This window comes from Bacillus sp. FSL K6-2819 (assembly GCF_038008305.1).
GTDB lineage: Bacteria > Bacillota > Bacilli > Bacillales > Bacillaceae > Bacillus > Bacillus amyloliquefaciens.
On the sequence record NZ_JBBOYV010000001.1, the window covers coordinates 2,619,138 to 2,632,768 of the forward strand.

15 protein-coding genes are annotated in these 13,631 nt (G+C 46.7%); 4 read left to right on the forward strand and 11 right to left on the reverse strand.

Annotation, left to right across the window (positions count from 1 at the left end; translation table 11 throughout):
- Positions 1-5 precede the first annotated feature (5 nt).
- From MHH91_RS13685 to MHH91_RS13715, 7 genes are all read right to left on the reverse strand, one after another.
- Positions 6-659: an O-methyltransferase gene (locus tag MHH91_RS13685; RefSeq protein ID WP_014470757.1), complete on the reverse strand. Its 654-nt coding sequence runs from the start codon at positions 657-659 to the stop codon at positions 6-8.
- A 151-nt stretch (positions 660-810) separates the two neighbouring features.
- The gene (gene mltG, locus MHH91_RS13690; RefSeq protein ID WP_014470758.1) at positions 811-1,902 is read right to left on the reverse strand and encodes an endolytic transglycosylase MltG; all 1,092 of its coding nucleotides are present in this window, start codon (positions 1,900-1,902) and stop codon (positions 811-813) included.
- 109 nt (positions 1,903-2,011) lie between these two features.
- The gene (locus MHH91_RS13695) at positions 2,012-2,293 is read right to left on the reverse strand and encodes a DUF1292 domain-containing protein (protein ID WP_003152751.1); all 282 of its coding nucleotides are present in this window, start codon (positions 2,291-2,293) and stop codon (positions 2,012-2,014) included.
- 12 nt (positions 2,294-2,305) lie between these two features.
- A complete protein-coding gene (gene ruvX / locus MHH91_RS13700; RefSeq protein ID WP_014470759.1) occupies positions 2,306-2,722 on the reverse strand; it encodes a Holliday junction resolvase RuvX in 417 nt (138 codons plus the stop codon).
- An 8-nt stretch (positions 2,723-2,730) separates the two neighbouring features.
- Positions 2,731-2,997, reverse strand: a complete 267-nt coding sequence (locus tag MHH91_RS13705; protein ID WP_003152749.1) for an IreB family regulatory phosphoprotein — start codon at positions 2,995-2,997, stop codon at positions 2,731-2,733.
- Between the two features lie 84 nt (positions 2,998-3,081).
- Positions 3,082-5,718 carry an alanine--tRNA ligase gene (gene alaS, locus MHH91_RS13710; protein WP_014470760.1) on the reverse strand — a complete coding sequence of 879 codons (2,637 nt, stop codon included), beginning with the start codon at positions 5,716-5,718 and terminating at the stop codon, positions 3,082-3,084.
- Positions 5,719-6,049: 331 nt separating this feature from the next.
- Positions 6,050-7,111, reverse strand: coding sequence for an AI-2E family transporter (locus tag MHH91_RS13715; RefSeq protein WP_014472136.1), 1,062 nt, complete (start codon positions 7,109-7,111; stop codon positions 6,050-6,052).
- Positions 7,112-7,327: 216 nt separating this feature from the next.
- Between MHH91_RS13715 and MHH91_RS13720 the strand changes: the two genes are divergently transcribed.
- The 4 genes from MHH91_RS13720 to MHH91_RS13735 are packed head-to-tail and all read left to right on the forward strand — an operon-like array spanning position 7,328 to position 10,287.
- Positions 7,328-8,056: an amino acid ABC transporter ATP-binding protein gene (locus tag MHH91_RS13720; protein WP_014470762.1), complete on the forward strand. Its 729-nt coding sequence runs from the start codon at positions 7,328-7,330 to the stop codon at positions 8,054-8,056.
- Positions 8,057-8,076: 20 nt separating this feature from the next.
- Positions 8,077-8,904 carry a transporter substrate-binding domain-containing protein gene (locus tag MHH91_RS13725; protein WP_014470763.1) on the forward strand — a complete coding sequence of 276 codons (828 nt, stop codon included), beginning with the start codon at positions 8,077-8,079 and terminating at the stop codon, positions 8,902-8,904.
- Positions 8,905-8,961: 57 nt separating this feature from the next.
- Positions 8,962-9,612, forward strand: coding sequence for an amino acid ABC transporter permease (locus MHH91_RS13730; protein WP_014470764.1), 651 nt, complete (start codon positions 8,962-8,964; stop codon positions 9,610-9,612).
- 18 nt (positions 9,613-9,630) lie between these two features.
- Positions 9,631-10,287: an amino acid ABC transporter permease gene (locus tag MHH91_RS13735; RefSeq protein ID WP_014470765.1), complete on the forward strand. Its 657-nt coding sequence runs from the start codon at positions 9,631-9,633 to the stop codon at positions 10,285-10,287.
- A 33-nt stretch (positions 10,288-10,320) separates the two neighbouring features.
- Here the strand turns inward: MHH91_RS13735 and MHH91_RS13740 are convergent, their stop codons facing one another.
- The 4 genes from MHH91_RS13740 to recD2 all read right to left on the reverse strand — a co-directional run bounded on the left by MHH91_RS13740 (position 10,321) and on the right by recD2 (position 13,625).
- Positions 10,321-10,452, reverse strand: a complete 132-nt coding sequence (locus MHH91_RS13740; RefSeq protein WP_003152741.1) for a YrzQ family protein — start codon at positions 10,450-10,452, stop codon at positions 10,321-10,323.
- 21 nt (positions 10,453-10,473) lie between these two features.
- Complete coding sequence (locus tag MHH91_RS13745) at positions 10,474-10,665, reverse strand: hypothetical protein (RefSeq protein WP_003152738.1); 192 nt, start codon at positions 10,663-10,665, stop codon at positions 10,474-10,476.
- Positions 10,666-10,677: 12 nt separating this feature from the next.
- Entirely contained in the window at positions 10,678-11,136 is a 459-nt protein-coding gene (locus tag MHH91_RS13750) for a PRC-barrel domain-containing protein (protein ID WP_014470766.1), read from the reverse strand.
- A gap of 110 nt (positions 11,137-11,246) precedes the next feature.
- The gene (gene recD2, locus MHH91_RS13755; protein WP_014470767.1) at positions 11,247-13,625 is read right to left on the reverse strand and encodes an SF1B family DNA helicase RecD2; all 2,379 of its coding nucleotides are present in this window, start codon (positions 13,623-13,625) and stop codon (positions 11,247-11,249) included.
- Positions 13,626-13,631: the final 6 nt, after the last annotated feature.

Genomic DNA, 13,631 nt, shown 5'->3' on the forward strand with positions numbered 1-13,631 from the left:
ATCATTCACCTCTTCTTTTTACTGATGGCGATGCCGTCTCCGACCGGCAGTATAACCGTTTGATAGTCAGAGCGGTTCATCAGCCATTGGTTATATTGATCAATTTTTTCAACAAGCTTCCGTTTTCTTTTCGGCTCAATTTCCGAGTGATCTTGTGCCACCAGTCCTTTAAACAGGACGTTGTCCGTGAAAATGACGCCATCCGGCGCAAGCATCGGTTCATAGAGCTCAAAAAAGTTCGTGTACTGGCCTTTGGCCGCATCGATAAAAATGGCATCATAAGGAGCCGTGACACGAACTGACTCAGAAAGTGTCAGCGCATCCCCGTACAGTACGTGAATCCGATTTTCCATTTCAAAGTCTTTTATATTGTTCACAGCTTCTTCATAGCGTTTGTCGTCCCGTTCAATCGTGTAAATATTCGCATCCGGAAGCTCAAGCGCCATCCGTATGGCGGAATACCCGATTGCCGTGCCGATTTCCAATATGTTTTTCGCCTGTTGAATCGACAGCATTTGAAGCAGCACTTCAATGCCCGCTTCTTCCATAATCGGAACATGGTGCTCTTTTGCATAGGCTTCAAGCTTTTTCACTTTATCAGGCCGAGGCTTCAGCATCGCGTTTATATACTCGTTTATTTGTTCATACCGATCATTCACGGCAAACAGCCTCCGTTCTAAAAAGGAGTGCCCCTGACGAATCCGCGGGGACACTCTCTTAAGACACTTCTTTATTCATAAGTAAACAACCCGATATATTTTATCATAAAACCTTTCAGAATGGAATAAAAGGAGAGCTTTTGCCCCCCTTTTATTCACTGTCTTTTTTGGAAATATACTTTTCCTTCGCTTTATTATGATCTTTTAATGTTTTCGTGAAAACGACCTCGCCGTTTGATTTTGCCAGGAAATAGAGATAATCCGTTTTGTCAGGATTGAGAGCCGCTTCCCATGATGAATCCCCGGCATTTGCAATCGGTCCCGGCGGCAGCCCCTTATTCTTATACGTATTATACGGAGAATCAATTTTCAGGTCTTTGTAGTAGACACGGCTTTTATGCTTGCCGGCCGCATATAAAACCGTCGGGTCAGTCTGCAGCGGCATTTTTTCTGCAAGCCTATTGTAAAAAACGCTTGCGATTTTGTGACGGTCGGCTTTGGCGGTGGCTTCCTCTTCGATAAGCGATGCCATCGTCAGAGCGTTATGGACGGAAAGTTTCTTTTTTTCCAGTTCTGATTTATAGGTTTCAATACGGGTGTTTGTTTCCTGAACCATTGCCGTCAAAATCTTGTCAAGCGATGCATCCGGATCATTAAACGGATATGTAGCCGGATACAGATAGCCTTCAAGCGGATGCTTAAGCTTCTTGTTTGAAAGAGCGTCCGTTATCGTATCAGGAAACTTGTTTTTCAGTTTGTTAATAAATGTTTTGTCGTCCAGTTTCGCCATGATCTCTTCTTTTGAATATGATGTTTCGTTTGCGATCGCATCAGCAATCTGTGTAAGCTGTTTTCCTTCAGGAACGGTGATCTGAAAGGCATATCCCGCAGATCCCGCGGTCAGTTTTTTAATAATCGCATCCGCGTCCATTCCTTTATTCAGATGGTAAAATCCGGCCTGAAATCCGGAAGCGCCTTTATACTTCACATACAGCTGAAATGCTTTTTTGCTTTTGATGACATGCTGATCCTCAAGAATCTCAGCGATTGCCGAAACCGAAGAACCGCTTGGAATATTAATGTTGACTGTCGTTTTGCTGCCTTCGTCAACCGGAGACAGCAGTGATTTTCCATAGAAAAAAGCACCGCAAATGATGATAAAAAGAGCGATCACGGAGGACAGTATTATCGTCGTTTTTTTGTTTTTACGCAGAAATGAATTTTTAGTCTGATTGATAGTCATACAAGTATTTTCCTCCCAACAGCTCTTATACTACATGATTCATGCGCATTCGGCAATTTATTACAAAAAAAGCCGAAGCGGCATATGCGCTCCGGCTTTTTTGTTCATTTTATTCTTCGTCTTCTTCCGCTAAAAACGTGTTCAGCGTTTCTTCGATCATTTCCCACTCTTCATCAGTTTCAATCGGCATCAGTTCGCCGTCTTCACCGTTTTCATTCGGCTCGAAGCTTGAAGCGTGAATTTCGATTTCATCATCGTCCTGAGCATCAATCGGATAATAAAGTACGTAAGATTTGTTGAATGTGTCGTTTTCAAATGTGAACAGCACTTCGCAAAGCTGTTCGTTGCCTTGATCATCGACAATCGTAATGTGTTTTTCGCCGTGTTCCATTTCTTTCACCTCTTAGTTTAGACTGTCCAGAAACCCTTGAAGTATCATGACAGCCGCCATTTTATCAATGACTTTTTTTCGTTTTTGCCTGCTGACGTCAGCCGCGATCAGCATTTTTTCAGCCGCCATCGTCGTCAGACGCTCGTCCCACAGCACAACAGGGACATTGTACGCTGTTTCAAGCAGTTTCGCAAATGTTTGGCTGGCTTCGCCTCTCGGACCGATCGTCCCGTTCATGTTTTTCGGAAAACCGAGTACGATCTTCTCTACATTATAGTCTTTCATCAGCTCGGATAAACGGTCCAGACCGTAATCTCCTTCAGCCTCGTTTATTTTTATCGTCTCAATGCCCTGAGCGGTCCAGCCCATTTCATCGCTTAAAGCTACGCCGAGTGTCTTCGTTCCCAGATCAAGTCCCAATATTCTCATGAATGTATTTACGCCTCTTTATGCTGTTCTAGATAGGATTTTACCAATTCCTCAATTAATTCGTCACGTTCCAATTTGCGAATTAAGTTCCGGGCGTCGCGATGCCTAGGAATGTATGCAGGATCTCCTGACAGCAAGTATCCGACAATCTGGTTGATAGGATTGTATCCTTTTTCCTGAAGCGCATCATACACCGTAATCAGCACTTCTTCGACGTTTGTTTCAGCAGAATCATCGGAGAAATTAAATTTCATCGTTTTATCAAACGAGCTCACCGTTTTGCACCTCTTTCCCAAATTCGCAGGCAAAGTTCAGCCTGAGGTCCTCATCTTATCATCATTCTACACTAGTTGAAAGGATTATAAAACGGATTTTATCCAATCTTCCGCAGAAGTGAGCGCCTCTTCCAATTTCTCAGGCTGCTTTCCGCCGGCCTGCGCCATGTCCGGACGGCCTCCGCCTCCGCCTCCGCAGACTTCAGCCGCTTGTTTGACCATTTTGCCGGCGTGAAGGCCTTTTTCGATCAGGTCTTTTGTTACGCCTGCTGACAGGTTGACTTTGTCATTTTGCACGGCACCGAGAATGATAACCGCAGAACCGAGCTTCGCCTTCAGGTCATCCACCATTGTGCGAAGGTGGTTCATGTCTTTCGCGTTCACTTTTTCAGCCAGCACTTTTACACCGCCGATGTCTTTTACTTTAGACAGAATGGCTCCGGCTTCCACATTGCCGAGTTTGCTTAGCAATGATTCATTTTCTCGTTGCGCTTCTTTCAGCTCCGCTTGAAGAGACTGGATCCGCTTCGGCACGTCTTTTACGTTTGTTTTCAGCTCATCCGCAGCATGCTGCAAAAGGCTGAGCTGGCTGTTCATTTCCTGATACGCGCCTTTTCCTGTTACGGCTTCGATTCTTCGCGTACCTGCGCCGATCCCTGATTCGGATACGATTTTAAACAGGCCGATTTCAGCCGTATTCGTGACATGGCATCCGCCGCAAAGCTCAAGGCTGTAATCGCCGACTTGTACGACACGGACGATATCGCCGTATTTCTCGCCGAACAGAGCCATTGCGCCCATTTCTTTTGCTTCATTGATCGGTTTTAAGTCAATCGCCACCGGAATGCTCGCCCAGATCTTTTCGTTGACGATTCCTTCAATGCGCTCAAGTTCCTCTTTAGTCACTTGGCCGAAGTGAGAGAAGTCAAAACGAAGACGATTTTCGGTAACAAGTGAACCCGCTTGGTTGACATGTGTGCCGAGAACGTCTTTCAGCGCCTGGTGCAAAAGGTGGGTTGCCGTGTGGTTTTTCACCACGCCGCTTCTCATTTGATCCTCTACTTCAGCCGTCACGCTTGCCCCTTTTTGAATCGTGCCGCTATCCACTGTGCCCTCGTGTACATGCTGGCCGTTCGGAGCTTTTTTCACATCTTTAATGGTTACGACAGCCTGCGCGCTTCTCAGCACCCCTCTGTCACCGATCTGTCCGCCGCTTTCAGCATAGAAAGGCGTCTCATCAAGAAGAATCTGAACGGTATCCCCTTCATGAGCCTCGCTGATTAATTGTCCGTCATGAAGAAGCTCGATCACCTTGGCTTCAGCTTTTGTGGCACTGTAGCCGACAAACGTGCTTTCTGCGGTAATGTCGCGTAATGCGCCGCCCTGCACCTGCATGCTTCCTACATCTTGGCGCGCATTTCTCGCCCGTTCACGCTGTTTCTCCATTTCGGCTTCAAAGCCTTTATGGTCAACCTTCATTTGTTCATCTTCCGCGTATTCCTCCGTCAATTCAACTGGGAATCCGTACGTATCGTACAGTTTGAATACGTCTTTTCCGGAGATGATGCCGCTGCCGTTTTCTTTCTCTTTCTTTATCACGTCAGATAAAATCGCCAAACCTTCGTTCAATGTTTCATGGAAGCGCTCTTCCTCCGTTTTGATGACTTTGGCGATAAACTCTTGCTTTTCTTTTACCTCCGGATAAAAAGCGTCCATAATTCCTGCAACGGTCGGTACTAACTCGTACATAAACGGACGGCTGATACCGATTGTTTTCGCGTATCGCACAGCCCGGCGCAAGAGGCGTCTCAGTACATACCCGCGCCCTTCGTTTGACGGCAGCGCTCCGTCGCTTACCGCAAATGCGACCGTTCTGATATGATCGGCAATCACTTTAAAGGCCGTATCCTTCACCGCATCCTTTCCGTAAGCATCTCCGGAAATGCGCTCTGCCGCTTCAATAATCGGCATAAACAAATCAGTGTCAAAGTTTGTCGGAACATTCTGGATAACGGAGACCATCCGTTCAAGCCCCATGCCCGTATCAATGTTTTTCTTCGGAAGCGGTGTGTACGTGCCGTCCGGATTGTGGTTAAACTCTGAGAATACCAGGTTCCACACTTCAAGATAACGGTCATTTTCGCCGCCCGGATACAATTCAGAATCTGACGGGTCATTGCCGTATTTCTCGCCGCGGTCATAGAAAATTTCCGTATTCGGTCCGCTCGGGCCTTCGCCGATATCCCAGAAGTTCCCTTCCAGACGGATGATTCTTTCTTCCGGGACGCCGATTTTTTCCGCCCATAACGTATAGGCTTCTTCATCCTCCGGGTGAACCGTTACGGACAGGAGCTCCGGATCAAAGCCGATCCACTTTTCGCTCGTTAAAAACTCCCATGCCCACGTGATCGCTTCTTCTTTAAAATAATCACCGATGGAAAAGTTTCCGAGCATCTCAAAGAACGTATGGTGGCGCGCCGTTTTCCCCACATTTTCAATGTCATTTGTGCGGATTGATTTTTGCGCGTTTACAATTCTCGGATTCTCCGGCACAACGCGCCCGTCAAAGTATTTTTTCAGCGTCGCAACGCCGCTGTTGATCCACAATAAAGACGGATCTTCATGCGGAACCAATGAAGCGCTCGGTTCAACAGCATGGCCTTTTTCTTTAAAGAAATCTAAAAACATTTGACGCACTTCAGCAGATGTTAAGTGTTTCATCTATATTCCTCCTTATCACTACCCGAAATTCTCTTTTGCGACAGCAAAAAAGCTCTCTCCCTATGCAAACCATGCGTTCACACAGGGACGAGAGCTGTCTCGCGGTACCACCCTGATTACAGGCCGAAAAAGACCCGTCACCTTTCATCCCGTAACGCAGGACTGCGGCAGCCTTTAACTGCACTCAGGATTAGCTTCGGCCAATCTTCTGCTGAAGCTCCTTTCAGCGTATCGGAGCTTCTCTCTTAAACAGGGCTTCGGCGTACTCATATCCGTCACTCGAGATTCGTATGTATTCTACTCGAAATTATAGACAAGCAGAACCCGAATGTCAATGTTCCGTCCTGATCCGCAAAAAGTGAATGGCCGTCACTTTTAAAACGGCTGCTGCCGGAACGGCGAGAATCATGCCGGGAATCCCCGCAAGCTCTCCTCCGGCAAGAAGTGCAAGCATAATCACGACGGGATGCATTCTGAGGCTTCGCCCGACAATGAGCGGACTCAAAATATTCCCTTCTATAAATTGAAGAATAAAAATCGTGATAATCACGATGATCACAGCCTTTGCAGAAAGCGCCAGCGCAAGGAGCAGCGCCGGAACAGCGCCGATAAACGGACCGAAATACGGTATGACATTCGTAATGCCGATGACAAGGCCCAAGATCAGCGGATAAGGAAGGCCGAACATCCAAAAAGAACAGCCTGCTATTAACCCGAGCAAAAAACAAACGAGAAGCTGTCCGCGGATGTAATCTCCGAGGGAATCGTCCACATCCCGCAGAAATTCACTCCCCCTTTTTCTCCAGGACTTCGGCGTCAAATACCAGACCGTCTTTTTCATGGCGTCTATATCCTTCACCATATAGAAAACGAGAAAAGGAATCGTCGCCGCAATCAGGATATAATCAAACACGAAACGGATGCTTCTGATCGTGCTCTCAATCGTTCCGGCAAGGAACGTTTCTGTCTGCTGAATCATTTTGTCCATCCGGTGGTGCATGCCGTCAGGCCAATGATCCGTATGATTGTGCAGATGCCTCAGCATGCTGTTGTAGTTTTCAGCAAGCCCGGGAATGCTCTCAGACAGATCCTGCAGCTGTTCAATTAAAACAGGAACTCCTTTATAAACCCCCCAGCCGATTCCGCCGAAAAACAGGAAATAAATCAGAAGCAGGCTTAAAGTTCTAGGCATCCCTTTCCCATGAAGCCATTCAGTAATCGGAAGTAAAAGATAAGCAATAAATACTGCGATGAATATAGGAATAAAGAGAGATTTTATAACAAGCCATATGGGTGCCCATAACATATCGAGCATACAAAAGACATACACTGTTAACAAAACGAGCAGACATACAGCCGTCCACATTAAGAGCTGCAGCGGTTTTTGAAGCATGACGTTTCACCTCTTGCTTTATCTTTTGACAGAAAGCCGGAATTATTCCCGTTTCATAAAGTCCGCCTTATGACGCAGATCTCTTGACGGAAATAATTATCTGAAATTACAAAAAAGTTTGAATATAAATCATAAAAATCTGAATAATTATCATAGCATGAAGTTAATTCGAAAACTTATTAGTCTATATGACATGTTTTTCTTAGGAGGATTGCCATGATCTCATTTCAGGATGTAAATAAGCATTACGGACATTTTCACGTGCTGAAGAACATTAATCTGCACATTAAAAAAGGGGAAGTCGTCGTTATCATCGGACCTTCAGGATCGGGAAAAAGCACGCTTCTCCGCTGCATCAATCAGCTGGAAACGGTTGATGAAGGCGCCTTGACGGTAAATGGCGCCGACATCCATGACAAGAAAACGGATATGAATAAAGTCCGCCGCAACATCGGTATGGTGTTTCAGCATTTTCATCTGTATCCGCACAAAACCGTGCTGCAAAACATCATGCTCGCACCGATCAAAGTGCTCAAACAATCAAAAGAAGAAGCAAAAGAAACGGCCTTATATTATTTGAAAAAAGTCGGTATACCGGACAAAGCGGACGCCTATCCTTCACAGCTTTCAGGCGGCCAGCAGCAGCGTGTGGCCATTGCCAGAGGGCTTGCGATGAAGCCTGAGGTGATGCTGTTTGATGAACCGACATCCGCGCTTGATCCGGAAATGATCGGGGAAGTGCTGGATGTCATGAAAACACTCGCAAAAGAAGGCATGACCATGGTAGTCGTCACCCATGAAATGGGATTCGCCAAAGAAGTGGCAGACCGCATCGTATTTATCGACGGGGGATCTATCTTGGAAGAAGCTGCACCGGCTGAGTTTTACGCAAGCCCTCGTGAAGAGAGGGCGCGTTTATTCTTAAGCCGTATTTTAAATCACTGAAAAGAAACGGGGGAACGATTATGTCACGCGTAACAAAATGGTTATCTGTCGGTTTGATATCTCTGCTGGCCGTCTTTATGCTGGCCGCCTGCGGAGGGAAAGAAACGGCCGGCGATTCAAAGGGTACGGGAAAAGACACGTTAGCCTCAATTAAAGACAGAGACAAGATTATCTTCGGCGTCAAAACCGATACAAGATTATTCGGACTGAAAAATCCGAGCTCCGGCGATATTGAAGGCTTTGATATTGATATTGCCAAACAGATCGCAAAAGATATTCTGGGGGATGAGAAAAAAGCGGAGTTTAAGGAAGTGACGTCGAAAACGAGAATTCCGATGCTGCAAAACGGAGATATCGATGCCATCACGGCCACAATGACGATAACGGATGAGCGGAAAAAAGAAGTTGATTTCTCAGACGTTTATTTTGAAGCCGGGCAATCCCTGCTCGTCAAAAAAGGAAGCAGCATCAAAAGCACCGAAGACCTCAAAAAAGGTTCAAAAGTGTTGGCGGTAAAAGGCTCCACTTCCTCACAAAACATCAGAGAAAAAGCGCCTGACGCCTCCGTTCTGGAATTTGAAAATTACGCCGAAGCGTTTACCGCGCTCAAGGCGGGACAGGGAGATGCGCTCACAACTGATAATGCGATTTTATACGGCATGGCGGATGAAAATAAACAATATCAGCTGACAGGCGGCACATTCACCGATGAGCCTTACGGAATCGCCGTCAAAAAAGGCCAATCCGGACTCGTCAAGGAAATCAACGCTTCTTTGAAAAAAATGAAAGCTGACGGCAGGTATGGAAAAATCTATAAAAAATGGATCAAAGAAGAACCGGCAAAATAGAACGGACCGCGGGGTGAGCAGGCATGCTCATCCCCGTTTTATAAGGAGTGACATGGCATGAACTTTTCAATTTTAATGGAAAACTTCGATATGTACATGGACGGTTTCCTGCACACATTGCTTGCGAGCTTCATCGCGCTGGCAGGCAGCTTCGCGCTGGGCGTTCTGATCGCAGTCATGAGAATCACGGCTTTCAAACCCATCCAATGGATCGGGACTGCGTATGTGGAATTTATCCGGAACATTCCGCTTCTCCTCATCACCTTCGTATTTTATTTCGGACTTCCGAACGCCGGACTGAGACTGGACGGCTTTCAGGCGGGGACGATTGCGCTGACGATATATACGTCCGCTTTTATCGCAGAAGCCATCAGAGCCGGAATTCAGACTGTCTCCAAGGGCCAAATGGAAGCGGCCAGATCGTCAGGCTTCACCTACAGTCAGGCGATGAGATACGTGATTCTCCCTCAGGCCGTTAAAATCGTGATTCCCCCGCTCGGAAACCAATTTCTCAACCTTGTCAAAAACTCATCAATACTCGGAGTGGTGGCGGGACTGGATTTGATGTATCAGGCGGATCTCGTTTCCTCAAGCACTCTCGTCGTGTTTGATGTCTATATCTTTGTCGCGCTTTTTTATTTGATGTTAACAATACCGCTCAGCATCGGAGTTCACTATTTGGAAAGACGCCTCGGGAAAAGTTATTAAAAAAGGAGAGTGAAAAACATGGATTTTAGCGGCGCCTATACATCGGATCATCTGCTGTTTTTATGGAACGGCTTTTTGATCACACTTTATGTTGCGCTCATTTCCATTATTCTCAGTTTTATTTTCGGGCTTGCCGCCGGCACTTTGCGCTATGCGAAAATCCCCGCCGTCTCAGGCGTTATAGCCGCAATTGTCGAAACCATCCGTAATCTGCCGCTGTTATTAATCATTTTCTTTACGTTTTTTGCCCTCCCGGAAATCGGCATCAAACTGGAAATTACCGCGGCCGCCATCACGGCGCTTACGATTTTTGAATCGGCCATGCTGTCAGAAATCATCAGAAGCGGTTTGCAATCCGTTGAAAAAGGACAGATTGAAGCGGCGCGGTCTTCAGGGCTGACATATACGCAGACTCTTTTTCTCGTCGTGATGCCGCAGGCGCTCAGGCGTATGGTCCCTCCGATTGTGAGCCAGTTCATTTCTTTATTAAAGGATACGTCACTTGCGGTCGTAATCGCTCTGCCCGAACTGATTCATAACGCGCAGATTTTAAACGGACAAAGCGCTGACGGAGGGTATTTTTTTCCGATCTTTCTGCTGGCGGCCCTGATGTATTTCGCGGTCAATTACAGCCTGTCTCTTGCAGCCAGACGGCTGGAAGCGAGACAAACGTAAAAAGGATACTTCCGAAGAAGTATCCTTTTTCACTTAAAACATTTTCATGACTCGTCTTCTCATCCGTTTCATACCTTTTTTATTCAGCATATCGGACTGAGAAGCCATACGATACATAACGGCTCCTGCTCCTAAAGCCAATAGAGAGGTCATTGTTCTGCCCATCGCGCGTATCTCCTTTCAACATTAAAAATTGATACTGCGTTCGTCTTCAGAAAACAAATCATCAAGACTGCTTAACGTGCCGTCTTCCTCTACTTGATGTGTCGCAATTTTGCCTTTGGCCACCGTCAGCTCAATAAAGCAGCCCCAGCAATAGTATTGGTTTACGCCGATTTTGCCGATATCTTTACTTTTGCAGTTCGGACATACAAGCACAGACTACACCTCTTATCCGTTCAGGACGATACCGTCTTTCCCCGCTTCAATAAGCGTATCGGCGGCCCGGCGCACTTGGCGTCTGCCTGCCAGATCTGAAAAGAAACCGTCCGTGAGTTCATATGCTACGATTATGCCCTTGTCCAAACAAAAGTATACATCTTCCAGCAAACCGAACATTTCACCATCAGGCGATTTCACCGGCTGCATCTTAATCTGTTCAAAGGTGAAACAGCTCTTCGGCAAAGGCTGCAAATGAGCTTCGGCGGCAGCTACGGCTTCTTGATCCATCTCTTTTATATCACTGGCTGCTAAAAAAAGATGGCGGTTGTGAAACAGGCGTTTCTGCTCCAGCACAAAACCGAGAAACCGGCCGTCAAGAGAGAAACACACATCCGAAATCATCCCGAGGCTGCGCCGGTTGTGTTCGTCATAAACTGTTCGTCCTTCAGCTGCATGGCATGTTCTCAAAGTGTGATCAACCACCTTTTGTTGAACACGTATAGGTTTTGCCGAGAAGCCGGGCGCCATACTTTGAAATGACTTCCACAATAAAACCCGGCGTATGTGCCGGGTTTTATTTACGCTTTTTCTTCCATAAAGTCAAACGGCGTAATGCCTTCCATTCCGATGTTGGCATCATATACACTGAACGGCAGTTCTTTTTGCAGAGCGGCCAGTTCTGCATCCATCTCTTCAGTCTGCTCTGTGAGCCTGTTTTTAAGCGACGTCTGTCTGACGGTGGCATCATTGTTTTTGACGCCCCATTCAAGCGCTTCTTCTTCTCCGCAAAGGATCAGAAATTTCTTGGCCCTTGTAATGGCGGTATAAAGGAGATTTCTCCTAAGCATTCGATAGTAGCCTTTGACAACAGGCAGGACGACAATCGGAAATTCACTTCCCTGAGACTTGTGGATGGAACAGCAGTAAGCATGGGTAAACTGGCTGAAATCCTTTTTCGTAAAGGTGATTTCATTACCGTCAAACGAGACGACGACCATGTCTTCTTTTTCCGTATTTTCTTTGGCATAAAAAATGGACACGATTTCGCCGATATCACCGTTAAACACATTGTTTTCCGGCTGGTTGACAAGCTGCAATATTTTATCGCCCGTCCTGTAGACGACATCTCCGAATTTCAGCTCCCGCCTTTTTTCTTTCGGCGGATTCATGATGTCTTGAAGAAGTATATTCAGCTCGTTAATTCCCGCTTTTCCCCTGTACATCGGCGCAAGCACTTGAATATCTCTGGAGGTATATCCCTTCTTTAACGCGTTTGAAACGACTTGATCGACGACTTCTTTAATCTGTGCAGAATTACAGCGGATAAATGAGCGGTCTTTTGTCGGCGCGGTCAGTCCTTTTGGAAGCAATCCTTTTTTCATATCATGAGCAAGTTCGACGATGGATGACCCTTCCGCCTGACGGTAAATATCTGTCAGGCGCACTGTCGGCAGCACCTCAGAAGCCAAAAGGTCTCTCAGCACCTGCCCCGGCCCCACGGAAGGAAGCTGATCTTCATCACCGACGACGATGAGCTGAATGTGCTTAGGGAGCGCCTTAAACAAATGGCTGGCGAGCCAAATATCGAGCATACTCGCTTCGTCTATAATGATCAGTTTCCCTTCAATCGGCTGATCTTCATTGTAGGTAAAGCCTTCAGCGCCATTCCAGCCGAGCAGCCTGTGAATCGTAACAGCAGGCAGACCCGTAGATTCGCTCATCCGTTTTGCGGCTCTTCCGGTCGGCGCGGCAAGCAGCACCGGAAACGCCTCGTCTTTTTTATAATCACCGGGATCAAGCGATACGCCGTGGAGTTCACTGTATAATTCCACGATTCCTTTGATAACGGTCGTTTTTCCCGTACCCGGTCCTCCGGTCAGTAAAAGCATCGGCGACGACAGCGCTTTTTGAATGGCATCCTTTTGGCTCGGAGCGTATTGAACTTTCATCCGTTCTTCCAGTTCGCCGAGCGCAAGCAGAAATTCCGATTCAGGAAATTGATCGGCATACTCCGTCTGAGCCGCAATGTCGAGCACGCGTTTTGCGACATTTTGTTCCGCGTAAAACAAAGACGGAAAATAGCAGCGGTCTCCTTCTATGACGATGTCCTTACTCTCTCCGAGGGCGATGATGCCGTCAGCCGCATCCATTTCCGTGACGCGGCCTCCGTCAGCTGACTGATTCAGTAGCGTTTGCGTATTGATAATCAGCTGCTTTGTGTCTATGTAAGTATGACCTTCTGAAAGGCAGGTCGATTCAATCGTATATAAGATCGCCGCTTTGATCCGCTCGGGATGGTTCCCTGACAGACCCATTTTTCCGCCCAGCTCGTCGGCTTTTACAAAGCCGATGCCTTCCACGTCCTTTACAAGCTGATAAGGATTCTCCTGAATTTTCTCAAGGGTTTCCGTTTCGTAAGCTTGATAAATTTTCATGGAAAGCTGAGGTCCGAAACCGTATTGGTTAAGAGAAATCATAATCTGCTCCAGCCCCTGATGCCGCTGCAGCTCTCCGGCAAGCTTATCCGCTTTCTTTTTGGACATTTTCGGCACATCGTAAAGCACCGACGCATCAGCCAGAATTTTATTCAGCGCGCCGTCTCCAAGCTTTTTGACGATTTCTTCCGCCGTTTTTTTTCCGATTCCTTCAAACAGATCACTTGATAAATAGTGAATGATCCCTTCTTTGGTGGTCGGAATTTCTTTTTTAAAGTGTTCAGCCTGGAATTGCAGGCCGAACTTGGGATGTGTGGCGGTTTTTCCGTAAAATGTGTAAGTCTCATCTTCTTGCAGCAGAGGGAAGTAGCCCGTTACGGATACGACCTTGTCTTCGATCGCCTCAGACGTTTCTGCAACCTTGACCTTCAGCACTGTATACAGGTTGGTGTCATTGTGGTAAATGACCGTATGAATAACGCCTTTTACATACGGTTGTTCCTCGATTTTCAGCTGATCCACGAGCCT

What these genes read in the sequence shown, in the direction of transcription:
- MHH91_RS13715 (WP_014472136.1), bottom strand. Translation starts at nt 7,111, where the DNA reads ATGCTTCAAAAACCGCTGCAGCTCTTAATGTGGACGGCTGTATGTCTG.
- MHH91_RS13725 (WP_014470763.1), top strand. Translation starts at nt 8,077, where the DNA reads ATGTCACGCGTAACAAAATGGTTATCTGTCGGTTTGATATCTCTGCTG.
- MHH91_RS13730 (WP_014470764.1), top strand. Translation starts at nt 8,962, where the DNA reads ATGAACTTTTCAATTTTAATGGAAAACTTCGATATGTACATGGACGGT.
- mltG (WP_014470758.1), bottom strand. Translation starts at nt 1,902, where the DNA reads ATGACTATCAATCAGACTAAAAATTCATTTCTGCGTAAAAACAAAAAA.
- MHH91_RS13720 (WP_014470762.1), top strand. Translation starts at nt 7,328, where the DNA reads ATGATCTCATTTCAGGATGTAAATAAGCATTACGGACATTTTCACGTG.
- alaS (WP_014470760.1), bottom strand. Translation starts at nt 5,718, where the DNA reads ATGAAACACTTAACATCTGCTGAAGTGCGTCAAATGTTTTTAGATTTC.
- MHH91_RS13695 (WP_003152751.1), bottom strand. Translation starts at nt 2,293, where the DNA reads ATGGAACACGGCGAAAAACACATTACGATTGTCGATGATCAAGGCAAC.
- MHH91_RS13740 (WP_003152741.1), bottom strand. Translation starts at nt 10,452, where the DNA reads ATGGGCAGAACAATGACCTCTCTATTGGCTTTAGGAGCAGGAGCCGTT.
- ruvX (WP_014470759.1), bottom strand. Translation starts at nt 2,722, where the DNA reads ATGAGAATATTGGGACTTGATCTGGGAACGAAGACACTCGGCGTAGCT.
- MHH91_RS13735 (WP_014470765.1), top strand. Translation starts at nt 9,631, where the DNA reads ATGGATTTTAGCGGCGCCTATACATCGGATCATCTGCTGTTTTTATGG.